Annotated in this window: 20 protein-coding genes; 12 read left to right on the top strand and 8 right to left on the bottom strand. The window is 64.7% G+C overall.

Annotated features, from left to right (window positions below):
• Positions 1 to 59: 59 nt before the first annotated feature.
• Both K289_RS0107245 and K289_RS0107250 read right to left on the bottom strand, forming a co-directional pair.
• Positions 60 to 1,562, bottom strand: a complete 1,503-nt coding sequence (locus K289_RS0107245) for a class I adenylate-forming enzyme family protein (protein WP_027550889.1) — start codon at positions 1,560 to 1,562, stop codon at positions 60 to 62.
• Between the two features lie 4 nt (positions 1,563 to 1,566).
• Complete coding sequence (locus tag K289_RS0107250) at positions 1,567 to 3,414, bottom strand: extracellular solute-binding protein (RefSeq protein ID WP_027550890.1); 1,848 nt, start codon at positions 3,412 to 3,414, stop codon at positions 1,567 to 1,569.
• A gap of 261 nt (positions 3,415 to 3,675) precedes the next feature.
• Between K289_RS0107250 and K289_RS0107255 the strand changes: the two genes are divergently transcribed.
• Positions 3,676 to 4,491, top strand: a complete 816-nt coding sequence (locus tag K289_RS0107255) for an invasion associated locus B family protein (RefSeq protein WP_027550891.1) — start codon at positions 3,676 to 3,678, stop codon at positions 4,489 to 4,491.
• A 97-nt stretch (positions 4,492 to 4,588) separates the two neighbouring features.
• On the opposite strand, the gene hspQ is transcribed toward K289_RS0107255, so the two are convergent.
• Entirely contained in the window at positions 4,589 to 4,921 is a 333-nt protein-coding gene (hspQ, locus tag K289_RS0107260; RefSeq protein ID WP_027550892.1) for a heat shock protein HspQ, read from the bottom strand.
• A 106-nt stretch (positions 4,922 to 5,027) separates the two neighbouring features.
• On the opposite strand from hspQ, the gene K289_RS0107265 reads away from it, so the two are divergent.
• Entirely contained in the window at positions 5,028 to 5,981 is a 954-nt protein-coding gene (locus tag K289_RS0107265) for an AEC family transporter (RefSeq protein WP_027550893.1), read from the top strand.
• Positions 5,982 to 5,990: 9 nt separating this feature from the next.
• On the opposite strand, the gene K289_RS0107270 is transcribed toward K289_RS0107265, so the two are convergent.
• Entirely contained in the window at positions 5,991 to 7,175 is a 1,185-nt protein-coding gene (locus tag K289_RS0107270; protein WP_027550894.1) for a UbiH/UbiF family hydroxylase, read from the bottom strand.
• Between the two features lie 86 nt (positions 7,176 to 7,261).
• Between K289_RS0107270 and pcsA the strand changes: the two genes are divergently transcribed.
• The 3 genes from pcsA (at position 7,262) to K289_RS0107285 (ending at position 9,817) form a co-directional block, all read left to right on the top strand.
• Positions 7,262 to 8,029 (top strand): phosphatidylcholine synthase, encoded by a 768-nt coding sequence (pcsA, locus tag K289_RS0107275; protein WP_035684061.1) that lies wholly within the window; start codon positions 7,262 to 7,264, stop codon positions 8,027 to 8,029.
• Positions 8,026 to 8,751, top strand: a complete 726-nt coding sequence (locus tag K289_RS0107280) for a TerC family protein (protein ID WP_027550896.1) — start codon at positions 8,026 to 8,028, stop codon at positions 8,749 to 8,751. Before pcsA ends, K289_RS0107280 begins: the two co-directional genes overlap by 4 nt.
• 91 nt (positions 8,752 to 8,842) lie before the next feature.
• Positions 8,843 to 9,817 (top strand): quinone oxidoreductase, encoded by a 975-nt coding sequence (locus K289_RS0107285; RefSeq protein WP_027550897.1) that lies wholly within the window; start codon positions 8,843 to 8,845, stop codon positions 9,815 to 9,817.
• Between the two features lie 118 nt (positions 9,818 to 9,935).
• Here K289_RS0107285 and K289_RS0107290 read toward each other — a convergent pair whose 3' ends face one another.
• The 3 genes from K289_RS0107290 to K289_RS0107300 all read right to left on the bottom strand — a co-directional run bounded on the left by K289_RS0107290 (position 9,936) and on the right by K289_RS0107300 (position 13,327).
• Positions 9,936 to 11,132: an acetylornithine transaminase gene (locus K289_RS0107290; protein WP_027550898.1), complete on the bottom strand. Its 1,197-nt coding sequence runs from the start codon at positions 11,130 to 11,132 to the stop codon at positions 9,936 to 9,938.
• 266 nt (positions 11,133 to 11,398) lie between these two features.
• Positions 11,399 to 12,040 carry a hypothetical protein gene (locus K289_RS0107295; protein WP_027550899.1) on the bottom strand — a complete coding sequence of 214 codons (642 nt, stop codon included), beginning with the start codon at positions 12,038 to 12,040 and terminating at the stop codon, positions 11,399 to 11,401.
• A gap of 132 nt (positions 12,041 to 12,172) precedes the next feature.
• Complete coding sequence (locus tag K289_RS0107300; protein ID WP_027550900.1) at positions 12,173 to 13,327, bottom strand: tetratricopeptide repeat protein; 1,155 nt, start codon at positions 13,325 to 13,327, stop codon at positions 12,173 to 12,175.
• 124 nt (positions 13,328 to 13,451) lie between these two features.
• Between K289_RS0107300 and K289_RS0107305 the strand changes: the two genes are divergently transcribed.
• The gene (locus K289_RS0107305; RefSeq protein WP_027550901.1) at positions 13,452 to 14,393 is read left to right on the top strand and encodes a hypothetical protein; all 942 of its coding nucleotides are present in this window, start codon (positions 13,452 to 13,454) and stop codon (positions 14,391 to 14,393) included.
• 10 nt (positions 14,394 to 14,403) lie between these two features.
• Here the strand turns inward: K289_RS0107305 and rimO are convergent, their stop codons facing one another.
• Positions 14,404 to 15,723: a 30S ribosomal protein S12 methylthiotransferase RimO gene (rimO, locus tag K289_RS0107310; protein WP_027550902.1), complete on the bottom strand. Its 1,320-nt coding sequence runs from the start codon at positions 15,721 to 15,723 to the stop codon at positions 14,404 to 14,406.
• A 277-nt stretch (positions 15,724 to 16,000) separates the two neighbouring features.
• Here rimO and K289_RS0107315 point away from each other — a divergent pair, with 277 nt between their 5' ends.
• The 6 genes from K289_RS0107315 to K289_RS0107340 all read left to right on the top strand — a co-directional run bounded on the left by K289_RS0107315 (position 16,001) and on the right by K289_RS0107340 (position 23,291).
• A complete protein-coding gene (locus K289_RS0107315) occupies positions 16,001 to 16,564 on the top strand; it encodes a hypothetical protein (RefSeq protein ID WP_027550903.1) in 564 nt (187 codons plus the stop codon).
• A 361-nt stretch (positions 16,565 to 16,925) separates the two neighbouring features.
• Entirely contained in the window at positions 16,926 to 17,516 is a 591-nt protein-coding gene (locus tag K289_RS0107320) for an ANTAR domain-containing response regulator (RefSeq protein ID WP_027550904.1), read from the top strand.
• Complete coding sequence (locus tag K289_RS0107325; protein ID WP_027550905.1) at positions 17,513 to 18,682, top strand: CmpA/NrtA family ABC transporter substrate-binding protein; 1,170 nt, start codon at positions 17,513 to 17,515, stop codon at positions 18,680 to 18,682. The genes K289_RS0107320 and K289_RS0107325 overlap by 4 nt, the downstream gene beginning before the upstream one ends.
• A 349-nt stretch (positions 18,683 to 19,031) precedes the next feature.
• Positions 19,032 to 19,862 carry a formate/nitrite transporter family protein gene (locus tag K289_RS0107330; protein ID WP_027550906.1) on the top strand — a complete coding sequence of 277 codons (831 nt, stop codon included), beginning with the start codon at positions 19,032 to 19,034 and terminating at the stop codon, positions 19,860 to 19,862.
• A gap of 13 nt (positions 19,863 to 19,875) precedes the next feature.
• On the top strand, positions 19,876 to 21,678 hold the full coding sequence (locus K289_RS0107335) for a NirA family protein (protein ID WP_027550907.1): 1,803 nt from the start codon (positions 19,876 to 19,878) through the stop codon (positions 21,676 to 21,678).
• Positions 21,675 to 23,291, top strand: a complete 1,617-nt coding sequence (locus K289_RS0107340) for a sulfite reductase subunit alpha (protein WP_027550908.1) — start codon at positions 21,675 to 21,677, stop codon at positions 23,289 to 23,291. Before K289_RS0107335 ends, K289_RS0107340 begins: the two co-directional genes overlap by 4 nt.
• Positions 23,292 to 23,464 lie beyond the last annotated feature (173 nt).

The raw sequence follows: 23,464 nt of genomic DNA on the forward strand, positions 1-23,464 counted from the left end.
TGATGCGCAATCTAGTTTGGCCGCCTTAATGCGGCGTCAACGGATCAGTCGAACTGCGCTCAAACCGGGCCGGAGCGGTCGCGAAAAGCCTCGACCATCAGGGGGTTAAGCCCGAGCTCGCTGAGCGCCTCGCGGGCCCGGGCGTTGTCCTGGGCACGGCCTGCCAGCCGGTGCCCGGAGAGCCGATCGGGCAGCGCGGTCAGAAGCGCGCCCTGGCCGAGCCGGCGCGCCCATTCCTGCAGATCGTTGGAGAGGAAGCGGTAGCCGCCGACCGCCATGATGCCGGAGGGAGGCGCCGTGATGCAGATCGCGCCACTCGCACGGTCGATCCGCGCGGCGTAGCCGGTGTCGACATAGTCGCGCGGCGGCTGCGCCGTCAGCGTCTCGCCGACCGGTTGCGGCGGTGCGTAGGCCGCGATCGGCACCATCGCTCCGCGCAGGCCCAGTGTTCCCTTCGGCGTGAGCAGGATCTCGCCGGCGATCGAGGACCCCGACTGCTCGCGCGGCGCGCCATGGGGGCCCGGCATCACCGGCACCGGCATGCCGTCTTCGCCGCGCCGGACGCCGAACAGCCCGGCCTCGCCGAACAGATAGACGTCCGTGAGCGGCGCATGCGGCGCGATCCAGGCATCGCTCGCCGCCACCTGTTCTGGCGCGCGCCACAGGCCGACGACGTTGCGCAAGGTCGGCATCCGGGCCGCGAGGTCGGAATCGCCGAGCCGCAAAGCGAGTTGCGCGGGCGCGATCAGCACCTCGCAATGGTGCTCGTTGATCTGCTGCTCGAGCACCTCGCTCTCGAACGGATGATGCAGCGCCAGCGTTCCGCCGGAGAGCAGCCACACCGCGAGCGAAGAGGCGAGGCCCGCGAACGACATCGGCGTGAACGCCGCCATCACGGTCGCCCCCTGCTTGATGTCGGCTTCCAGCGACATCGCAAGGCCGGCGGCGATCAGGCTGAAATGCGGCCGCGGCACCGGACGAAAGCCCTCCGCGGTGACGTCGAAGGAGATCATCGCCGCCTTGCGGCCGTCCTGGATGATACTGCGTGTGGTGCCGGGCGGGCGGGCCAGCACCTCGTCGAGCGAGGCCATGCCTTCGGGCAGGTCGGTGCCGAAACCGAAGACGTGGCGGATCGAGAACGCTTCCGCCGCGGCATGCATGGCCAGGTCCGAATAGATCACCCCATCGACCTTGCTCATGGTGACGATGGCGCGCGCCGCGGTGCGGTTGAGCGCGGCGGTCAGTTCCGCGTGGCGCCAGAGCAGCGGCAGCACGGCGACCACGAGCCCGGCGCGGTGGGCGGCGAGCACGGTGAGCACGAACTCCACCGTGTTCGGAAGTTGGATCGCGATGACGGAATTGGCCGGCAGGCCGGACTCGACGAAGTGCGCCGAAAGCGCCTCGATGGCCCGATCCGCCTCGGCATAGGACAGCCGCCTCGGCTGGTGCCCGGTCACGCGCGCCTTGTTGATGGGGTCGAGCAGCGCCTGCGCGTGCGGCTGGCGGGACAGCGTGCGCTGAAACAGCGTGTCGAGCGTCGGCGATACGGCTGGCTGGTTCACGGCGTCACTTCGCTTGAGGCTGCCCCTTCGACCACCAGGTCTCCGGCAAATAGCCGGACAGCGCCGTGGCCGATGGCCGTTCTATCCGATTCCAGCGCGCGATCCATTGCTCCGATACGTTAAAGAGGGGGATTGTGTAGAAGCCCGCGATCAGGGCGCGGTCGAGCGCCAGCACCGCCGACACGAACGCCGCATGTTCACGGGCCTCCAGCAGGGCTGCGATCATGGCGTCGACCGCCGGATTCTTGGCGCCCATGTAGTTGCGGGTGCCCGGATTGTCGGCCGCAGTGCTGCCCCAGTAGAAATATTGCTCGTTGCCCGGCGACAACGACTGGTCCCAGCGGTTCTGGATCATGTCGAACTCGAAACCGAGCCGGCGCTGGTCGAACTGCACGGGATCGACCGATCGCACGGTCGGCTCGATGCCGGCCCGTTTCAGGTCGCGCTGGAAGGCGAGCGCGATGCGCTCCTGGTCGCGGGTCGTCACCAGCATCTCGAAGGTGAAGGGGACTTTGGTCTTGCGGTTGCGCAGCACGGTTCCGTCGAGATCGTAGCCGGCCTCGGACAGCAGCTTGAGCGCCGCACGCAACGTCGTGCGGTCGCGGCCCGAGCCGTCGGTGACGGGCAGGCGGTAGCTGCCGTCCATGATGTCGGACGGAATTTGTGCGGCGAAGGGTTTTAGAAGCTCGCGCTCACGCGCATCCGCAGGACGACCGTAGGAGGACAGAGCCGAGCCGGCAAAATAGCCGGCGACGCGCGAATAGAGTCCGAAGAAGTAGTTGCGATTGACCAACTCGAAATCGAACAGCAGCGTCAGCGCCTGGCGCACGCGGATGTCGGCGAAGATCGGACGTCGGGTGTTGAACACCAGGAATTCCGAGGGCTGCGGCACGCCGGGCTTGATGGTGTCGCGGATCACTTCGCCGCTTCTAGCCGCGGGAAAATCGTAGCCGTCGTGCCAGCGCAAGGGCTCGTTCTCGACGCGGAAATCATAGAGGCCGCGCTTGAAGGCTTCGAACTGGCCGTTGGCCTCGCGGTAGAAGTCGAGCCTGATCTCGTCGAAATTGTAGAGGCCGCGATTGACCGGCAGGTCGCGGCCCCAATAGTCGGGATTGCGGGTCAGCGTCACGCTGGTGCCGGGCTTCACCATCGTGACCCTGTAGGGGCCCGAGCCGATCGGGGCGGCCATCGTCGTCTCCTCGAAGGTCGCGACGTCGACCGCATGCCTGGGCAGGATCGGCATCAGGCCGAGGATCAGCGGCAATTCGCGGTCATTGGCCCCGGCCAGATCGAAGCGGATGGTGAGGGGATCGACCGCCTCGGCCTTGGCGACCTTGCCGTAGTACTGGCGGAGGTTAGGGCGGCCGTGATCGCGCAGGAGCTGCCAGGAGAACACCACGTCGTCTGCGAGCACCGGCTTGCCGTCCGAAAACCGCGCCCGCGGATCGAGATGGAACGTGACATAGGTCCGCTCGTCGTCGGTCTCGACGGTCCTGGCCAGGAGGCCGTAGAGCGTGAACGGCTCGTCATAGCCGCGCGCGAGCAGGCTCTCGAGTACGTAGCCCCGCGTCTGCTGCACCGCCAATCCCTTCACGATGAGGGGATTGAGGCTGTCGAAGGTGCCGAGGATGCCCCAGGTCAGCCGGCCGCCCTTGGGTGCGTCGGGATTGGCGTAGGGCATGTGGGTGAAACCGGCTGACAGTGCCGGCTTGCCGTGCATGGCAATGGCATGAGCTTCCTCGGCCCGCGCCGGGGCCGCCGGAAGCGCAACGGCGAGGAGGAAAGCGAGGCCGCAAATCCGGACGCCAAGGCCCTCGAAATGGCCGTCAAGAAGGCGCGGGAACATGAACATAAGCACACGTTGATTCGAAGACCGGCGGGATACGAATCCTAACACAGGGATTTTCCCCGAAAGCGTCCGCTGTCGCAGTCAAAGATAGTTGTCGGCATTGATCTTTTCGTCCGCCACGTTAAGAAGGCGGGCAATCGCGCAAGAGCGCCGAGCCCGTCACTTTTCCGCCTCTATTGACGGGGAGACAGCCGCGCCCAAGGCGGCTTGGTTCGGTGTTTCGGAGCGGTTCGGGCGCTTCCCGTTCAGAAAGGGTTTTCCGTAATGAATTTCCGTTACTTGGCCGCGTCCGTCCGGCCGCGCGGGCGACTTCTCGCTCTGTTGACGGCGACGGCATTGGTCGTTCCGTTCGCCGCAGAAGCCCAGGCTCCGGCGCCGGCCCCCGGTGCGCCCAAGGCGGCTCCGGCGCCGAAGGCCGCTCCGAAGGCTGTCCCCAAGGCGCCCGCGCCGGCCCAGGCTCCCCAGGCCCAGCAGGCCCCCGCTCAGGGCGCCCCCGCGCAGCAGAACGGCCAGCCCGCCGACCAGCAGATCCAGCTGATCTACGCGCCGTGGACCAAGTTCTGCCTCAAGGGCCAGGACGCCAATGCCAAGCAGGTCTGCTTCACCGGCAAGGACGGCCGCATCGAGTCGGGCCAGCCGGTCATCGCCGCCGTGATCATCGAGCCGGAAGGCGAGCCCAAGAAGATCCTGCGCGTGACCTTGCCGCTCGGCATGCAGCTCGTCCACGGCACCCGCATCATCGTCGACAACAATGCGCCGCTGCAGAGCCCGTACGTGATCTGCTTCGCCAATGGCTGCATGTCGGACTACGAGGCGACCCCGGAGCTCATCAACAACATGAAGAAGGGGCAGAATCTCGTTGTGCAGGCGATCAACGCCAACGGCGCGCCGCTGACGCTGCCGCTGCCGCTCGCGGGCGAGTTCGCCAAGGCCTATGACGGCCCGCCGACCGACCCGAAGCAGTTTGAGGAAACTCAGAAGAAGCTTCAGGAAGAGCTGCAGAAGAAGGCCGAAGAGCAGCGCAAGAAGCTCGAGCAGCAGGGCGGCGCGCCCGGCGGGGCTCCGGCGGCGCAGAAGTAAGCAGGCTGCTCAAGCCTGGACATGAAAAAGGCGCTCGGTTCGAGCGCCTTTTTTGCTGGTTCGTTTGTTTTTGTTGGTCCGCTTGCCGAGGCGAAAATCAGTTCAGCGACGGGTTGCGCGGCCGGTAGCCGCCGCCCTTGTCCTTCACGAAGATCTCGGCGACCTGCGAATGGCGGATCGGCTCGCCGGAATCATCGGGCAGGAGATTCTGCTCCGAGACATAGGCGACGTATTCCGACTCCGCGTTCTCAGCGAGCAGGTGATAGAACGGCTGGTCCTTGTGGGGCCGGACCTCCTCGGGGATCGACAGCCACCACTCCTCGGTGTTGTTGAATTCCGGATCGATGTCGAAGATCACGCCCCGGAACGAAAAGATCCGGTGGCGCACGACCTGTCCGATCTGAAATTTCGCGGTCCGCGCTTTAATCATCCTTCGTCGATAGACCAGGATTGTGGCCGATGCTAGTGCCCTGATCCGGAATTAACCCGCCGGTAAGGGGCAGATAGCCCCCAAGCCTTCAGAAAACACTTCATCAATGGTCGATATCCTCAATCTGGCCCTACCTTATTTCGGCCTGATCTTCGTCGGTTTTGCCTGCGGCAAGGCCAAGTCCCTGCCGGAATCGGGGCTGGCCTGGATGAACTTCTTCCTGCTCTACGTGTCGTTGCCAGCGCTGCTCTTCGCGATCATGTCGAAGACGCCGTTCTCGGAGCTGAACAACCCGCCATTCCTGGTTGCGACAACGCTGTCGACCGTTGCGGCGTTCACCATTGCACTCGTCGTCGGCAAGGTTCTCGGCCGGCTGTCGCTGCGCGAGGCGACGCTGGCCGGGCTGTCCGGCGGCTACGGCAATATCGGTTATATGGGACCGGGGCTGGCGCTTGCCGTGCTCGGGCCGAAGGCGGCGGCGCCGACCGCGCTGATCTTCTGCTGCGACAGCATCTTCCTGTTCACGATCGTGCCGCTGCTGATCGAGCTCTCCGACCGCGATCATCCCTCGCTGGTGCACGCCTTCGGCGTTGTCCTGAAGCAGATCGTGCTCAACCCGCTGATCATGTCGGCCTGCTTCGGCGCGGCTGTCGCGGCGCTCCATCTCGAGCTGCCGGTAGCGCTCGATCGCACCATCACCTTCCTCCAGAACGCCGCGGCTCCGACTGCGCTGTTCGTGCTCGGCGTGACGGTGGCGTTACGGCCGTTCGACCGCGTGCCCTGGGAGGTGCCGGGCGTGATTGCGGTCAAGCTCCTTATCCATCCGCTCGCTTCGTTGGCCCTGATGCTGGCCTTCGGTCCGTTCGCGCAGCCGTGGGCCGCGACTGCCGTGCTGATGGCCTCGCTGCCGCCGGCGCTGAACGTGTTCGTCATCGCGCGCCAGAACGACGCCTGGATCGAATCCGCTTCGGTCGCGGTGCTGCTCGGGACCTTCGCATCCGTGGTCACGCTGACCAGCGTGATGTGGTTCATCCAGACCGGGCGGCTGGCGTTTCCGTGAGCCGCCAGATTACCGCCGCCAGGTGGGCGTCAGCCCTTCGCGCATGGCGAAGCGCCGCAACGGGCCGATGGCGCCGAGCAGGTGCATGCCCAAGGCACGGACCGGCTGGAGCGGCAGGAAGTCGTTGAGCAGCGAGCGGTTGGCAATGTCGATTGCGAAGGTCCGGCTTAGGATGTCCGGACGCCGCGCCCAGTCGTAGCGCGCCAGCACCTCAGGAGCGCCGGGATCGCGGCCGGCCGCGATCGCGTCACCCGCGACCTTGGCGATGTCGGCGGCGTCCCGAAGACCAAGGTTGAGGCCCTGGGCGCCGATCGGGGGCACCACATGCGCGGCTTCGCCGACCAGTGCGATGCGGTCGCGGGCAAAGGACCTTGGCCGCTCGATTGCCAGCGGGAACAGGTTGCGGCCGAGCTCGACTGTCATCTGTCCCAGGATGGAATGCGACTGCTTCTCGATCGCGGCGGACAGTTCGTCGTCGGACAGGGCGCGAAGCCGTTCGGCCTCCTTGGGGGCCGAGACCCAGACTATGCTGGAGCGGTTGCCGGGCAGGGGCACGAACACGCAAGGCCCGTGCGGGGTGTGGAACTCGGTCGAGACGTTCCGATGTGGCCGCGCATGGGCGACGTTGAAGGTCAGCGCGGTCTGGGTCAGATCGCGCCGCGTAACCGCAATGCCGGCTGCCTCACGGCAGAGCGAATGCCGGCCGTCGGCGCCGACCACGAGGCGCGCCGTCAAAAAGCGTCCGGAGGCTGTGCGGATGGCGACATCGTCGGCCTCGATAACCACGCTCTCGGCGTCGTCGTCGAAACGGACAAGCTCGGGCAATTCGGCCGCGCGTTCTTCCAGCGCCAGCATCAGCGAGCGGTTGTCGATGTTGTAGCCGAAGGCCTCCAGGGCGATTTCGTGACAGGAGAACCGGACCTCCGGGGCGCGGATCAGCCGGCCGGTGTCATCGACGAGACGCATGACCTCGAGCGCGGCCGCCTTGTCCTTGCAGCGGGACCAGACGCCGAGGCTCTCCAGGAGATCGACGGAGGCGCCGAGCAGCGCGGTCGTGCGGTTGTCGGCATAGGGGGTGCGCCGCGCTACCAGCGCGGTACGCACGCCGGCTTCAGCCAGCGCGATCGCCGCCGCGAGGCCTGCCGGTCCGCCGCCGATAACGGCCGCGTCAAAAGAGACCGATGCATCTGTCATGAAGGGACAAATGACATGCCCCGCGGCAAATTCAAGTCCGCTTATTTTGCCTGATTTTGTGACGAATTGAACGGCCCTGCGCCGCAATGGCGGATGTGCAAACCGGTCTCATTCTGATAGCAGAAGCCATGGACAGCCAAGAGGATTCCCTGAAGCCCACGCCGGTGATCCGCGCCGCGGCGTTCTCGGTGCACGTCTTCACCGCATTCGGCGGAGCGCTCGCGCTGCTGGCGATGCTGGAGGCCGTGCGCGAGCATTGGGCGGCGATGTTTCAGTGGCTGGGCGTCGCGCTGATCGTCGACGCGATCGACGGGCCGATCGCGCGAAGGCTCGACGTCAAGAACGTGCAGCCGAACTGGTCGGGCGACGTGCTCGATCTCGTGGTCGACTTCGTCACCTACGTGTTCGTGCCGGCCTATGCGATCGTCGCCAGCGGCCTCCTGCTGCCGGTTGCCGCGCCGCTGCTGGGGATCGCGATCATCGTCACCAGCGCACTCTATTTTGCTGATTTGCGCATGAAGGCCGATGACAACCATTTCCGCGGCTTTCCGGCGCTGTGGAACGCCGCGGCGTTCTACCTGTTCCTGCTGCACTGGCCGCCGGTGCTGTCGACGCTGCTAGTCGCGGCGCTGGTCGTGTTGACATTCATTCCCTTCCACGTGCTGCATCCGGTCCGCGTCGTGCGGCTGCGCTGGCTGACGCTGTCGCTGATCGCGATCTGGGCGCTGCTCGGCCTCTACACGCTGGAAATGGATTTCCGCGTCGGCCCCGTCGCCACCATTGCGCTGTGCGCGATCGCGCTCTGGATCACCTTCAGCGACGCGCTGATCCGGCTCGTCAAATCCTTCGCATGATGCATCTGTTGACAAGCCCCGAAGCCTGGGCCGCGCTGCTGACCCTGACTTCGCTCGAGATTGTGCTCGGGATCGACAACGTCATCTTCATTTCCGTCATCGTCTCGCGCATTCCGGAAAAGCAGGCCAACCGCGCGCGCCAGATCGGACTGGGGCTGGCGCTGGTATTCCGCATCATCCTGCTCAGCGCGCTGGTCTGGCTGATCGGCCTGACCGAGCCGGTCTTCACCATGAAGGGCAACGCATTCTCTTGGCGCGACATCATCCTGGTCGGCGGCGGCCTGTTCCTGATCGCCAAAGCCACGCACGAGATCCACGGCGAGGTCGAGGCCGACGAGGCGGGCGGTGAGGGGGCGTCCGGCGGCAACGCCTTCTTCTGGGCGATCGCCCAGATCATCGTCATCGACATGGTGTTCTCGCTGGACTCGATCATCACCGCGATCGGCATGGCGCAGGACATCGAGATCATGATCGCGGCCGTCGTGATCGCCTGCCTCATCATGTACATTTCGTCGGGACCGGTGGCGCGGTTCGTCGCCGAGCATCCGACCACCAAGATGCTGGCGCTGGCCTTCCTGGTGCTGATCGGCGTTGCGCTGGTGGCGGATGGATTCCAGTTTCACATTCCGCGCGGTTACATCTATTTTGCGATTGCGTTCTCGGCTGCGGTCGAGTTCTTCAACGTGCTGGCAAAGCGTAATCGCAAGAAGGCCGGCCGTTAACGCTTAAGTTGTTCCATCCGGCGTCGAGTTGACAAGGCAGGCGCGATGCCTTTCGCTTGCGAAGCGGGAGGGAAGCGAGGGAGGCCAAGCGATGACCAAAGCGGTCCGGGTGCACAAGGTCGGAGGTCCCGAAGCCCTGGTCTATGAGAGCATCGACGTGCCGGCGCCGGGCCCCGGCGAGGTGCGTATCCGCCAGCACGCGGTCGGGCTGAACTTCATCGACGTCTATTATCGCACCGGGCTCTACAAGGCGCCGGGACTTCCCTTCATCGCCGGCAACGAGGCCGCGGGCGAGGTCGTCGCGGTCGGACCCGGCGTGACGCATTTCCATCCCGGCGACCGCGTCGCCTACTACTACAATCTCGGCGCCTATGCCGGCGAGCGCAACATCCCCTGGGAGCGGCTGGTCAAGCTGCCGGACCACATCACCTACGAGCAGGGCGCCGTGCTGATGCTCAAGGGGCTGACGGTCTGGTACCTCCTGCACAAGACCTTCAAGGTCGAACCGCATCATCGCGTGCTGATCCACGCCGCCGCGGGCGGCATCGGCCTGCTGGCCTGCCAATGGGCGCAGGCGATGGGAGCACATGTGATCGGCACGGTCGGCTCGCGCGCCAAGGCCGAGCTCGCGGAAGCCAATGGCTGCGACCACGTCATCCTCTACAACGAGGAGGATTTCGTCGCGCGCGTGAAGCAGATCAGCCGCAACGAAGGCTGCGACGTCGTCTATGACGGCGTCGGCAAGGCGACGTTCCCAGGCTCGCTGTCCTGCCTGAAGCCGCGCGGCATGTTCGTCTCGTTCGGCAATGCCTCAGGGCCAGTGCCGCCCTTCGCGATCGCCGAGCTCAACAATCACGGCTCGCTGTTTGCGACCCGGCCGAAGCTCAACGACTACATCGGCAAGCGCTCCGAGCTCCTGGAAGGCGCCGACACGCTGTTTGCCGCCGTCATCAGCGGCAAGCTGCACGTGCCGATCAACCACGCCTACGCGCTGAAGGACGCGGCGAAGGCGCATATCGATCTCGAAAGCCGCGCCACGACGGGCGCCTCGATCTTGAAGCCGTAAGCGCAGTCCCGAAGTGACGCCATGCCCGGGATTGTCCCGGGCATCCACGTTCTCCGTGCTGCGCGTCAAGCGTGCATGGCCGGGACAAAGCCCGGCCATGGCGGAGCATGCGGGGCGCTTACGCCACCCGCCGTGCCGCGCCGGCCTTGGTGAGAATTCCGTCGAGACAATCGATCATCTCGGCGATCTCCTGCCGCGTGACGTTCAGCGCCGGCATGAAGCGCAGTGCGTCGACCTGCGGCGCGTTCAGAAGCACGCCGGCTTCGAACGCCTGGGCGACGATGCTGGGCGCGATCGGCAGCTTGAGGTCGAGCGCCAGAAGGAGGCCACGGCCGCGCACGCCGCCAAGGCCGTGCCGGGCCGAGATCTTCTGAAGCTCGCTCTCGAGCAATAGGCCAGTTTCAGCGACCGCCTTCAGGAAGTCCGGCTTGCTGACCTGCTCCAGCACGGCGAGCCCCGCGGCGCACATGATCGGGTTGCCGTTGAACGTGCCGCCCTGGTCGCCGTGCGCGAAGCACGACGCGCGCTCGGTCGCAAGCAGCGCCGCGAGCGGCACGCCGCCGCCGATGCCCTTGCCGAGCGTCATGATGTCCGGCGCGATCCCGGCATGCTCATAGTGGAAGAGCCTTCCGGTCCGACCCATGCCGGTCTGGATCTCGTCGAAGATCAGGAGCAGGCCGTGCGCCGCAGTGAGCGCGCGCAGCTCTTGCAGGAACTGATCGGTCGCCTGCCACACGCCGGACTCGCCCTGGATCGGCTCGAGCATCACCGCGACGGTGTTGTCGTTGATCAGCGCTTCGACCGAGGCGATGTCGTTCAGCTTCGCCTTCTTGAAGCCGGCGACCTTCGGTTCGAACAACGGTTCGAACGCCTTCTTGCCCGAGGCCGACATCGTCGCCAGCGTGCGGCCGTGAAAGCCGCCTTCGAAGCTGATGATTTCGAACGCGCCGCCCTTGTGCAGGCCGCCATATTTGCGCGCGAGCTTGATCGCGCCTTCATTGGCCTCCGCGCCGGAATTGGCGAAGAACACCTGGTCGAAAGCGCTGTTCTTAACCAGCGCTTTCGCGAGCTTGAGGCTGGGCTCGTTGTAGAAGGCCGGGCTCGGCGTCAGGAGCCGCTTGGCCTGCGCGGCAAGGGCGTCGGCGATCGCGGGCGGCGAATGGCCGAGGCTGTTGACGGCCCAGCCCTGGACGAAATCGAGATAGCGCTTGCGACTGTCGTCCCAGAGGTAGGAGCCCGCGCCGCGGACGAACACGGCCTTGGGCCGTGCTGTGATGTCCATCAGCGCGTCATACGGATGGGTGGCGGTGGTCATGTCGAACTCCTCTGGAGGCGGGTGAAAAAGGCGCGCGAAAAGCAAGAAGGCCGCACTTTGCGGGTGCGGCCTTCTCGAAAACTCTGCTGATGTTAGTGCTTCAGCGGCGTCGTCGGACATGGCGCAACCCATCATCGTCGCGGGTGCGACGACGGAAAGCTGCGCGGCGGTGGGTCCGAGAGTTGATCATGGGGCGCGGCCATACAGCCGAATGGCGGGGCTTGTCAAGCGGGCGTTTTGCAGAGCACCCGCCCAGCGTGCATCGATCAGGTCAGATGCGTGGCCTCTTCGGCGTCCTCCTCGCTCCAATCCGCATCGGCGATCGACGTGTCGATCAGCTCGCCGCGCAGAAGCTTGAGCGGGGATTTCCAGTACAGCGCGATGTTGTGGAAGGGATCGGTCAGCACCTTGAAGACCCACACCAGCCCGGTCGTGACGTCGCGCGTCAGGAAGAGCTGGATCATGCGGAAAAGACCGCCGCCGATGCCGATCGCGAGCCAGACCGCGCCGACGTGGCGGATGAAGTCGAGCCGGCCGGCGGGCGGATCGAACAGGCCGAAAAGCGTCGGGACCACGTAGAGCACGAGCGGCGTGCTGCCCCAGACCAGCAGCAGGATGATCTTGCGGGTCTGGTTGTAGCCGACCTTGACCGCTTCCTTGTATTCGTTGCTGACGTCGTTGACGGCGTCATAGCCGTTGGGCTCGAAGAAGAAGTGTCCGGTCTGCCGCGTCAGCATCGCGAGCCAGCCGACGAGGCCCGCGAGTGCGGGGTCTTTGAACAGCAGCGCGTAGCAGCCGAGGAAGATCACGGCGCTGATCAGGTGCAGCGTCTGATTGACGGTGCTCTGGTGGTAGTAGCGGTAATCGTCGAAGCGCTGCGTGCGCAGCATGTTCGAAACACGGCTCATCATCAAACCTCGCTCGCGTTGAAAAGCGCGGCAGGCATAGGCCGAGTCCGTGACTGATGCGTGAATGCACTATAGTTTCACATCTCGCTTCTCTTGCAGCCGCGCGCGATCTAACGACGCGGCGGTAGAGAGTTACTCGACGCCGTAGTGCGCGAAGGTATCCACAATGCCGGCATTGATCGCCTTCGCAGCGGCGATGTCGCGCTCCGCGCCGTCAGCATCGCCCTTCTTCCGCTTCGCAAGCCCGCGGCCGTACAGAGCGCTGTCGAGCTGCGGCTGAGCGCTCAGTGCCGCATCATAGTCCATGATGGCGGCATCGAGATTGCCGAGCTTGAGGAAGGTGAGGGCGCGGCTGTCGAGCGTGTAGGCATCGTTCGGGCGCATTCGCAGCGACTGCTCGCAATCGGCAAGGGCCTCCTGGAGGTGGCCGAGGATCGCGTGCGTCATGCAGCGTGCATTGAACAAGCCCGCATGACTCGCATCTGCCTTGATCGCGCGGTCGTAGTCTTCCAGCGCGCGTGCATATTCGTGCTCGTCGAAATATATGTCTGCGCGCGCATAGGCGTCGCGGTCGTAGTTCGAGATGAGCTGAAGCGATTTGTCGAAATCGGCCAGCGCGCGCGTGCGCTCGCCCCGGTCGCGGAAGATGCGCGCACGGTTGCCGTAAGCCGGGCCATAGCTTGGATCGAGCTTGATCGACATGTCGAGATCGGCCAGCGCGCGATCTGCTTCGCCGTGTTCGCGATAGGCCGTGCCGCGATTGAAATAGGCGAGCGCGAATTTCGGGTCGAGCCTGAGGGCCTGATCGTAGTCGGCAAGCGCATGTTCGTAGTCGTTCTTGCCGCTGTAGGAGTTGCCGCGGTTGTTGTAGTAGAGCGCGTCATCGGGCTTGAGACGGATCGCGCTGGTATAGTCGGCGATGGCATGGTCGCGATCACCGAGATCGTCATAGGCAATGCCGCGATTGTACCAGGCGTCGGCATCCCTGGGGTCGATATCGATGGAGCGGTTGAGATCGGCCACGGCCCGCTCTGCTTCGCCCTTGCGCCGAAACATTTCGCCTCGGTTGGCGAGTGCCAGCGCATTCGATGGATCGGCCAGCAGCACGGCCGAGCAGCCGATGATGCGCTGGTCGTCGTCGACGCTCTCGGTGTCGAAGCACCATTGGCGTGCCTGTAGGGCTGATGGGGATCGTGCGGAAGCGGGGGCGGAAACTGCGAGCAGGATCAATACGACGCCGATCGCGTACAGCTTGTGCCCGATACCGGTCGTTTCATCGCATTTCATCGACTGCCACCAGAAACCATCATGCCTCTAGCGCGTTTGTGATCGAGGGACGCGGTTTGGTTCGAACCGAAAGTGCACCGAATCAGACCAAAAGGGGCGCGGGACCAACCAGACAGTTTTAGCCTTGTCCAATACGCCTTATCCGATCGACCTCGAGAGCATCCGCGGCGCTTTTCCGCCGGGCATCGAGGCGCCGCCTCTGCTGCTCGATTTTGCCAGCTGGCTCAAGGGACGCCCTTGGGGCAGCGTCGGCTGCTTCTCGCTGCAGGGCCAGTTTTCCGACCAGGCGCCGATCTTCGACGGCAGTCCGTTGCGCGATCGGTTCGCGCTGTTCATGCGCTTGCCGGACGGCTCGGCCGTCGGCGGCTGGTATGGCGCCGGTCTCGACCGGGACAATCCGCCGATCGTCGGGCTCGGTTCGGAGGGCGACTACGCGGTCCTCGCGCCGTCGCTCGACGGCCTGCTGGAGCGCTTGACGTCGAAGGCCTTTGAAAACGCCTGGCACGATTTGCTGCCGGATGACGAAGTCGAATGCCAGACCATCGAGCTCGCGCGATGGCTGGCCGGGCGTGTGCCCGGCGAGCAACCGGCGTGCGAGGAGCCGTCGTCGGAGCTGCCGGATTTTCGCGGATTCGTGGAAAGATGGAGCCGGGATCGCGAGGACTATTGGGCCAATCACAGGCTGATGGCCGAACTCGGCTGGCGGCTTGCCGCGCATCTGCCAAAGGGCAAGAATGCCTGGGACAAGACGCGCTTTGAGGTCGCGATCGTCGGCGCGCAATATCAGGCGCGGGTTCTGTCACGCGGGCCGCAGCCGTTCGAGGAGGCCGCGTCGATCGAATCCCTGCTACGGGACTTGCGCGAGGAGATGCGGCGGGCGCAGCCCGAACTCGGGCTCTGGTACGCGATGAACTTCGGGCTCTATGCCGACGGCCGCGTCATGCCGAGCTTCGAATATGACGTGCATCCGATGATCGACGGCGAGCCCGCAAAACTGTCCGAAGCCAAGGCGGATCTTGCCCGGGCGCCGCGGCCGGAGCGCTGGGTGCCGAAATGGCTGATCTGACGGCGCGAGGTCAGAACCCCGCGACGCTGCCGTGCAGATCGTATTCGTCCGCACGCTCAATCTTCGCGGTGACGATCTCGCCGACCCGCAATGGCCGGCGGCTCGAGAGATAGACCGCGCCGTCGATCTCCGGCGCATCGGCCTTCGAGCGGGCTTTTGCGACGGTCGGACCGACCTCGTCGATGATCACCTGCTGACGGGTGCCGACCTTGCGCTTCAGCCGTCGCGCTGAAATCTTCTGCTGCCGCGCCATCAGCGCGTTGTAGCGCTCCTGCTTCACCTCATCCGGCACGGCGCCGGGAAGCGCATTCGACGTGGCGCCCGCGACCGGTTCGTATTTGAAGCAGCCGAGGCGATCGATCTCGGCCTCATCCAGCCAGTCGAGCAGATAGGCGAAATCGGAATCGGTCTCGCCGGGGAAGCCGACGATGAAGGTCGAGCGCAGGGCGAGATCCGGGCATTCCTCGCGCCAGCGCTTGATCCGCGCCAGCGTCTTGTCCTGCGCCGCCGGGCGCTTCATCGCCTTCAGCACCTCCGGGCTCGCATGCTGGAAGGGGATATCGAGATAGGGCAGCACCTTGCCCTCGGTCATCAGCGCGATGACCTCGTCGACATGCGGGTAGGGATAGACATATTGCAGCCGGACCCAGGCGCCGAGCTCGCCGAGCTCGCGCGCAAGGTCGAGGAATCTGGCGCGCACCGCGCGATCCTTCCACGGGCTCTCGGCATATTTCAGGTCGACGCCGTAGGCCGAGGTGTCCTGCGAGATGACCAGCAGCTCCTTGACGCCGGCGCCGACCAGTCGCTCGGCTTCGCGCAGCACGTCATTGGCTGGACGCGAGACGAGGTCGCCGCGCAGCTTCGGAATGATGCAGAACGTGCAGCGGTTGTTGCAACCCTCGGAGATCTTCAAGTACGCGTAGTGGCGCGGCGTCAGCTTGATGCCCTGCGGCGGCACCAGGTCGAGATGCGGATTGTGCGCCGGCGGCAGCGCGCGGTGCACGGCATCGAGCACGCTCTCGTACTGCTGCGGTCCCGTGATCGAGAGCACGCCGGGATAGGCCTGTTCGATCTGCTCGGGCTCGGCGCCCATGCAGCCGGTCACGATCACCTTGCCGTTCTCGGCCATGGCCTCGCCGATCGCCGAGAGCGATTCCTGTTTGGCGCTATCGAGGAAGCCGCAGGTGTTGACGATGACGACGTCGGCCCCGTCATGCTTGCGCGCGAGCTCGTAGCCCTCGGCACGCAGCCGCGTGATGATGCGCTCGGAATCCACCAATGCCTTGGGGCAACCGAGTGATGTGAATGAAATACGCGGCGCTCTTTCCATGTACTCGCCTGGAACCTGCATCTGAATTGTTCGGATATGCGATCCAACTAATTGATCCGATGGTGAAATTCAATAACTAACGTGCGCGGCGCGATGCTAAAGCAGTACTCGCGCATATATGCGATCGGCCAGTAGCTAGGGAGGTATGGACTGACCGAGGGCCCCTGACGGTGGAAGCTCGTTCCGATCGAGCGAGTGGAGCCGAGATGAGTTGCTCGAACGTGCACGTTTTAGTTGTTATTCTGATTCTTGCTTGATTCCACGGAGTTTCACTGTGATGCGCCGTTTCATCTTCGGCATGGCTTTCGTTACCGTTTCCTGTGGCGCGATGTTTCCGGCGCGGGCTGAAGTCGACAAGATCATCCATGTCTGCGATCGGCCAGAGCGATTGTGTCCGGAATACAGGCCACGCGTGACGGTACCGGATGGGTGGGTGAGGGACGAGGCCGCGAGTCTCAAGTACGGCGCCTCGATGTTCGTGCCCAACGGGAAGAGATTCGGTAAAGCCGAAGTAATCATGTATGCGGAAGGCCGCTACAACAAGGATCGGACCGAGTTGATTCAATGGGTCGCAGACAGCGATCGGGATTGGACGACGACATCCGGCAAGAATGCCAAGATCACCACGCTTCCCTCGGTCAACCCGAAGGTCATCATCAACCGCTACGACAATCCGTCCCTGAAGGACCAGCCGATCGAAGTAATCGCGCATTACGCCGATCTCGACAAGGACGGCAATTCCTACGTCGTGCGGCTAGCGGTCTCCGGCCTCAACGAGACGGCGGTGCTGGCTGCCGTGCCACTTCTCGATAAGATGATCGTTAGCGCGAAGATTCCGTGAGAGCATAAGGCCAGATGTTCGGGTCACGACAGGTAGGGCTCCGATGGATCACGTGAGTTCCGCTTTGCATCCAGAAACCAAAGTCTCGCCTTAACGAGTACACGCCCAAATTGATGAATTGATAGTCCAGATGACAGCTGCCTTCGGGCGGCTTTTTCTGAGGGGGCGAGCCTCAAAAAGTTATACATAGCTTGAGGAGCACCCGAGCGACACGAAGCTGACCTTGGGCGCAGCCGTCTGATCCATACCTGAATCTGCCTGATTGACGGCCTGCAGCTAGTCCTAATTTCTCACAATTACAACCCTTTGCATGGGGCCCGGGCGTGCTATGGATGCGAGTCTGGGGTGGGTGAGTTGAGCGATGAGCGCCGAACAGTCGCCGAAAATTGTGATTGTCGACGAGAGCCCGATCCGGGCCGCGATCCTTGAGGACGGCTTGCGGGAGGCGGGCTTCACCGAGGTGGTCCATATCCGCGAGATGCAGAGCCTGCTCGCGCGCATCTATGCGGTCGACCCCGACATCATCCTGATCGACCTGGAAAACCCCAGCCGCGACGTCCTGGAACAGATGTTCCAGGTCAGCCGCGCGGTGCGGCGGCCGATCGCGATGTTCGTCGACCAGAGCGATTCTGCCTCGATCCAGGCCTCCGTCGAGGCAGGCGTGTCCGCCTACATCGTCGACGGACTGAAGAAGGAGCGCATCAAGCCGATCCTCGATCTCTGCGTGTCGCGCTTCAACGCGTTTGCGAAACTCCAGGAAGAGCTGGAGCGAACCAAGTCGCAGCTCGAGGACCGCAAGATCATCGAACGCGCAAAGGGTATCCTGATGAAGGTCAAGGGCCTCACCGAGGACGAGGCCTATGTGCTGCTGCGCTCCACCGCCATGCGCGAGAAAAAGAAGATCGGCGAGATCGCCCAGTCGATCATCACCGCATCGGAGATGCTGAAATGACCGCTACCCTCCGCATAGGGTTCATCCCGCTGGTCGATGCCGCCGCGCTGATCGTCGCCGTCGACAAGGGGTTTGCCGCCGCCGAAGGGCTCGAGATCGAACTGGTGCGCGAGGTGTCCTGGTCCAACGTCCGCGACAAGCTCAATATCGGCCTGTTCGACGCCGCGCATCTGCTCGCGCCGGTCGCGATCGCATCCTCGCTCGGGCTCGGCCACGTTAAGGTGCCGATCGCCGCGCCCTTCAACCTCGGCATCAACGGCAACGCGATCACGGTCTCGCCGGCGCTTTACGCCGCGCTGATGGCGGAGATCGACGGCGATCGCTTCGATCCGCTTGTGACGGCGAAAGCGCTGGCGCGGGTGGTGGCAAAGCGCCGCCAGGCCGGCGCCGAGCCCCTGACCTTCGGCATGACCTTTCCGTTCTCGACCCACAATTACCAGCTTCGGTTCTGGATGGCGGCGGCCGGCGTCGATCCCGACGAGGATGTGCGTCTGGTGGTGTTGCCGCCGCCCTACATGGTCGACAGCCTCGCCAACGGCCACGTCGATGCGTTCTGTGTCGGCGCGCCCTGGAACTCGGTCGCCGTCGATCTCGGCATCGGCCATATCCTGCATTTCGTCTCCGACATCCTGCTGCGCGCGGCGGAGAAGGTGCTGGCGGTCCGCCAGGCCTGGGCCGACAAGAACTCCGAAACCATTGCCGCGCTCGTGCGCGCCGCCGTGAAGGGCGCCGCGTTCATCGAGCATCCGGAGAACCGGGCCGAGGCAGCGCGCATCCTGGCGCGGCCGGAGCGGATCGGGGTCGATGCCACAGTAATTCAGCGCAGCCTTGATGGGCGTCTGAAAATCTCGCCCGACGGCACGCTGCGCGAAAGCAATCGCTACCTTCTGGTCGGGCGCGAAGGGGCAGGGCGGCCCGATCCGGCGCAGGCGGCCTGGCTCTATGCCCAGATGGTGCGCTGGGGGCAGACCGCGCTCAGCCCGGACGCCCTCGTGACGGCCATGGAAGTATTCCGCCCCGATCTCTATGACGCTGCCGTGGGGCGGGGCGGGCTAGCTACGGACGAAGCGAGCGTCGCGTTCGGCGCCTTTGCCGGTCCTGCCTTCGACCCTCGCGATGTCCCCGGCTATCTGGCCTCATTCGACGTCGCCCGGCGCGCTCGCTAGCGTTGCTTAAAAATTAGTCGTGGCGATTCGAAGCCTAATTTTTGGGCCGATGCTGCCCCAAGCAGCATGAATACTAATCCACTTCATGCGCCGCACACAAATCTAAATAGCTGATTCCAAGCAATTTCCTGACTTTTGCTGCGTTGGCACACTCCTTGAATAGGAGGTGGCAAGCCGCCCGGCGTGGGCGCCGGCGGCCCCAAGTCCATGATGGATTTCCGCAGCAACGAGGCTGATCGGATCGCCCCGGGAACCGGTCAGGCCGCGTGCGCCTGCAATCGTGCTCCCAGCGATCAACACCGTTTCAACCCGTTGTCGACCGCCACGCGCGGCAAGCTGGAGCTTCGATATGGATTACGCAAAACCCTCCGACGTCGTCGCCTCGATGGTCGATGCCAGCCTGAAGAAGCTGGCGCTCGGCCCGCGCGACATCATGATCCGAGGCGCGATCTCGGGGGCGCTGCTGGGCGCCGCCACCACGCTCGCCTTCACCGGCGCGCTTACGACCGGCCAGCCCCTCGTCGGCGCGCTGATCTTTCCTGTCAGCCTCGTGATGATCGTCCTGCTCGGGCTCGAGCTGGTCACCGGCAGCTTCGCCATCGTTCCGCTCGCGCGCCTCGAGGGCAAGGCGACCTGGAACGCCGTGATCGCCAATTGGTCCTGGGTCTTCGTCGCCAATCTGCTCGGCAGCCTTGCCTTCGGCGCCTTGATCGCGATCTCGCTCACCAACATGGGCAAGGTCGAAGTCGCCGGCGTCGCGGCGCGCATCGTCGCGGTGGCCGAGGCCAAGACGATCGGCAATGCCGCGATCGGCACCGCCGGGATGGTCTCCGTCTTCGTCAAGGCCATCCTCTGCAACTGGCTGGTCTGCCTCGGCGTCGTCATGGCGATGACCTCGACCTCGACGGTCGGCAAGATCGCGGCGACGTGGCTGCCGATCTTCCTGTTCTTCGCGCTCGGCTTCGAGCACGCCGTCGTCAACATGTTCGTCATCCCGACCGGCATGCTGCTCGGCGCCAAGGTCAGCATCTCCGACTGGTGGCTGTGGAATCAGATTCCCGTGACGCTCGGCAATCTCGTCGGCGGCTTCGTCTTCACCGGTCTTGCGCTCTACGCAACTTACAAGCCCGCAAAGCCGGCAGCCGAAGTGGCGCAGGTCGCGGTCCAGGCAGCAGAGTAGGTCCAGTCATCCCATGAAACTCGACACGACACCCACGGCCGACTTCTCCGACGAGCAGAAGCGCTATCTCGAAGGCTTCATGTCCGGCCTCCAGGTCGGGCGTGTCGGGCGCGCCTTTGCCGCCGGCGGCGCGCCTGCCGCCGCAGGCAATGCGCCGTCGGAGCCGACCGGTCCGGATGCCGCGGCAATCAAGGCGCAGGACAAGCTCACCGCGGCGGGCAAGAAGCTCACCGACCAGGAGAAGTTCAAACGCGAGCTGCATCCCTTCGACGGCTATGAACGGCTGAAGGATCAGGCGCGCAACAACGCCAACCCGACGCCGGCGGACAATTTCCGCTGGCGCTATTACGGCATCTTCTGGGTGGCGCCGGCGCAGACCTCCTACATGGCGCGCCTGCGTATCCCCAACGGGATTTTGAAGCACTGGCAGATGTCTGAGCTTGCGTATCTCGCCGAGGCCTATGGCGGCGGCTACACCCATGTCACGACCCGCGCCAACTTCCAGATCCGCGAAATCGAGCCGAAGAACACGGTCGCCCTGCTCGAGGGCATCCAGGACGTCGGCCTGTGCTCGCGCGGCTCCGGTGCGGACAATATCCGCAATGTCACTGGCACGCCGACCGCCGGCATCGATCCGCAGGAGCTGCTCGACACGCGCCCCTATGCGCGCGAGTGGCACTACCACATCCTCAACGATCGCTCGCTCTACGGCTTGCCGCGCAAGTTCAACGTCGCCTTCGACGGCGCCGGCAAGATCGCGGCGCTCGAGGAGACCAATGACATCGCGTTCACCGCGGTCGAGGTCAAGGACGGCTTCGGCGTCGCGCCCGGCGTCTGGTTTCGTCTCGGCCTCGGCGGGATCACCGGACACAAGGACTTTGCCAAATATTCCGGCATCGTGGTTCGTCCCGAGGACGCCACCGCAGTCGCGGACGCCATCGTGCGCGTCTTCATCGAGCATGGCGACCGCACCAACCGCACCAAGGCGCGGCTGAAATACGTGCTGGATACGATGGGCCACGACGCGTTTCTCAAGCTGGTCGAGGAGCTGCTCAAGAAGCCCTTTGCGCGCGTGCCGGCGGAAGCACTTGCGCCGCGGCCCGCAACCGACCGCATGGCCCATGTCGGCGTGCATAAGCAGAAGCAGGCTGGCCTCAATTGGATCGGCGTCGCCCTGCCGGTCGGCAAGCTTACCTGCGAGCAGATGCGCGGCATCGCCAAGATCGCCCAGGACCTCGGCGACGGCGACATCCGCCTGACCGTCTGGCAGAACCTTCTGATCTCCGGCGTGCGCGACGAAAGCGTGGCGCTGCTGACGGCGGCCATCGAAAAGCTCGGCCTCGCGACGCAGGTGTCGAACGTCCGTGCCGGCCTGATCGCCTGCACCGGCAACGCCGGCTGCAAGTTCGCGGCGTCCGACACCAAGCGTCACGCCGTCGCGATCGGCGACTGGTGCGATGCGCGCATCAACCTCGATACGCCGCTCAACATCCATCTCACCGGCTGCCACCACTCCTGCGCCCAGCACTACATCTCCGACATCGGCCTGATCGCGGCCAAGGTGCCGGGCGCCTCGGAAGAGGACCAGGTCGAGGGCTATCACCTCTTCACAGGCGGCGGCTTCGGTCCCGATGCCGATATCGGGCAGGAGGTGTTTCGCGATGTGAAGGCCGAGGACGCCCCGAAAATCGTCGAGGGCCTCTTGAAGGCTTATCTCGCCAACCGCGCCTCGCCTGAAGAGACCTTCCTGACTTTCTCCCGTCGCCATGCCGGCGACGCCTTGCGCAAACTCGCCGAAGCGGAAGTCGCAGCATGACCCAGATGCCTGTCCCACCGAAACTCGAGATCATCCCGCCCAACGCGCCTTTCAGCGAAGGCCAGCGGCTGTGGCTGAATGGTTTTCTCGTGGGCATGTTCGGCCTCGACGGCTCGACGCCGCTGTCGCCTGCGGAGAACGGGGCGGTGCTCGCCCCGCAAGGCGATGGCGATGACGGCGAGGCGCCCTGGCACGATCCGGCAATGGCAATCGCCGATCGCATGAAGCTTGCGGAGGGGAGGCCGGTTCGCCGTCGCATGATGGCGGCGATGGCACAGCAGGACTGCGGCCAGTGCGGCTACAATTGCGCCGACTATTCCGATGCGATCGCCAACAAGAGCGAAGCCCGCCTCAACCTCTGCGCTCCCGGCGGCAAGGAGACGGCGCGGATGCTGAAGCAGCTCTATGAGGAGCTCGACAAGGCGCCGGCGGCCAAGCCTGCCGCGGGTGCGGCAGCTCCGGCCGCGAGCGTACCGGCTTCGCCCGAGGTGAAGGCAGAGCTCGGCCGCGCCCGCGAAAATCCGGCCGAAGCGACGTTCCTGTCGCGGCGCCTGCTCAACAAGCAGGGCTCCGAGAAGGAGACCTATCACATCGAGTTCGATCTCTCCGAGAGCAAGCTCGACTACGTCGTCGGCGACAGTTTTGGCGTGTTCGCGCGCAACGATGTCGGTCTCGTCGACCAGATCATCGCGCTGCTCGGCGCCTCCCACACCACCAAGGTCAACGGCAAGACGCTGCGCGAGGCGCTGATCGAGGACGTTTCGCTGTCGCCGGCACCCGACAAGCTGTTCGAGCTGATCTCGTTCATCACCGGCGGCGCGCAGCGCGAGAAGGCGCGGGCGCTGGCGCAGGGCGAGGATCCCGATGGTGATGCCGCCACCCTCGACGTGATGGCGGCGCTGCAGAAGTTTTCAGGCACGCGGCCGCATCCGGAGGCCTTCGTCGAGGCGCTGGAGCCGCTGCAGCCGCGACTCTATTCGATCTCGTCGTCGCACAACGCGACGCCCGGCAAGCTGTCGCTGACAGTCGATTCCGTCCGCTACGTCATCGGCAAGCGCAAGCGCCTCGGCGTTGCTTCCACCTTCCTCGGTGAGCGCATCAACGAAGGCGAGAAGCTCAAGGTCTATGTGCAGAAGGCGCACGGCTTCGGCCTGCCGCAGGATCCGAAGACGCCCGTGATCATGATCGGGCCCGGCACCGGCGTCGCGCCGTTCCGTGCCTTCCTGCTCGATCGCAAGGCCACCGGCGCGCCCGGCAAGAACTGGCTGTTCTTCGGCCATCAGCGCAGCGATTGCGATTTCTTCTATCGCGACGAGCTCAACGCGCTGAAGACCTCGGGCCTGCTGACCCGCCTGTCGCTGGCCTGGTCGCGCGACGGCGAGAAGAAGTTCTACGTGCAGGACCGCATGCGCGAGCTTGGCCGCGAGGTGTGGACATGGCTCGCCGAAGGCGCGCATCTCTACATCTGCGGCGATGCCAAGCGCATGGCGAAAGACGTCGAGCGCGCACTCGTCGACATCGTCGCGCAGTTCGGCGCGCGCTCGACCGATGAAGCGGTGAGCTTCGTTGCGGAGCTCAAGAAGAAGGGCAGGTTCCAGGCGGACGTCTACTAGTGGTTGGTGTTGATTCCAATTTGGTTCGGAGTTGAACGAATAGGATTCTTGGAACCCTCGCTTCAGGAGAATTTCATCCTGTAGCGGGGGTCTCGAAGAGAACCCTTATCGCTATTTCCGCGCTCGTCTTGCGTGTGGGCTGGGGTGATCCTTCATAATCGCGCAAATGGGGC

The sequence above is a fragment of the Bradyrhizobium sp. Cp5.3 genome (genome assembly GCF_000426265.1).
Taxonomy (GTDB): domain Bacteria; phylum Pseudomonadota; class Alphaproteobacteria; order Rhizobiales; family Xanthobacteraceae; genus Bradyrhizobium; species Bradyrhizobium neotropicale.

Excerpts from the sequence above, each read along its gene's own strand:
- K289_RS0107250 (WP_027550890.1), bottom strand. The coding sequence starts at position 3,414 with ATGTTCATGTTCCCGCGCCTTCTTGACGGCCATTTCGAGGGCCTTGGC.
- K289_RS0107255 (WP_027550891.1), top strand. The coding sequence starts at position 3,676 with ATGAATTTCCGTTACTTGGCCGCGTCCGTCCGGCCGCGCGGGCGACTT.
- hspQ (WP_027550892.1), bottom strand. The coding sequence starts at position 4,921 with ATGATTAAAGCGCGGACCGCGAAATTTCAGATCGGACAGGTCGTGCGC.
- K289_RS0107265 (WP_027550893.1), top strand. The coding sequence starts at position 5,028 with ATGGTCGATATCCTCAATCTGGCCCTACCTTATTTCGGCCTGATCTTC.
- K289_RS0107270 (WP_027550894.1), bottom strand. The coding sequence starts at position 7,175 with ATGACAGATGCATCGGTCTCTTTTGACGCGGCCGTTATCGGCGGCGGA.
- pcsA (WP_035684061.1), top strand. The coding sequence starts at position 7,262 with ATGGCGGATGTGCAAACCGGTCTCATTCTGATAGCAGAAGCCATGGAC.
- K289_RS0107280 (WP_027550896.1), top strand. The coding sequence starts at position 8,026 with ATGATGCATCTGTTGACAAGCCCCGAAGCCTGGGCCGCGCTGCTGACC.
- K289_RS0107285 (WP_027550897.1), top strand. The coding sequence starts at position 8,843 with ATGACCAAAGCGGTCCGGGTGCACAAGGTCGGAGGTCCCGAAGCCCTG.
- K289_RS0107290 (WP_027550898.1), bottom strand. The coding sequence starts at position 11,132 with ATGACCACCGCCACCCATCCGTATGACGCGCTGATGGACATCACAGCA.
- K289_RS0107295 (WP_027550899.1), bottom strand. The coding sequence starts at position 12,040 with ATGAGCCGTGTTTCGAACATGCTGCGCACGCAGCGCTTCGACGATTAC.
- K289_RS0107300 (WP_027550900.1), bottom strand. The coding sequence starts at position 13,327 with ATGAAATGCGATGAAACGACCGGTATCGGGCACAAGCTGTACGCGATC.
- rimO (WP_027550902.1), bottom strand. The coding sequence starts at position 15,723 with ATGGAAAGAGCGCCGCGTATTTCATTCACATCACTCGGTTGCCCCAAG.
- K289_RS0107315 (WP_027550903.1), top strand. The coding sequence starts at position 16,001 with ATGCGCCGTTTCATCTTCGGCATGGCTTTCGTTACCGTTTCCTGTGGC.
- K289_RS0107320 (WP_027550904.1), top strand. The coding sequence starts at position 16,926 with ATGAGCGCCGAACAGTCGCCGAAAATTGTGATTGTCGACGAGAGCCCG.
- K289_RS0107325 (WP_027550905.1), top strand. The coding sequence starts at position 17,513 with ATGACCGCTACCCTCCGCATAGGGTTCATCCCGCTGGTCGATGCCGCC.
- K289_RS0107330 (WP_027550906.1), top strand. The coding sequence starts at position 19,032 with ATGGATTACGCAAAACCCTCCGACGTCGTCGCCTCGATGGTCGATGCC.
- K289_RS0107335 (WP_027550907.1), top strand. The coding sequence starts at position 19,876 with ATGAAACTCGACACGACACCCACGGCCGACTTCTCCGACGAGCAGAAG.
- K289_RS0107340 (WP_027550908.1), top strand. The coding sequence starts at position 21,675 with ATGACCCAGATGCCTGTCCCACCGAAACTCGAGATCATCCCGCCCAAC.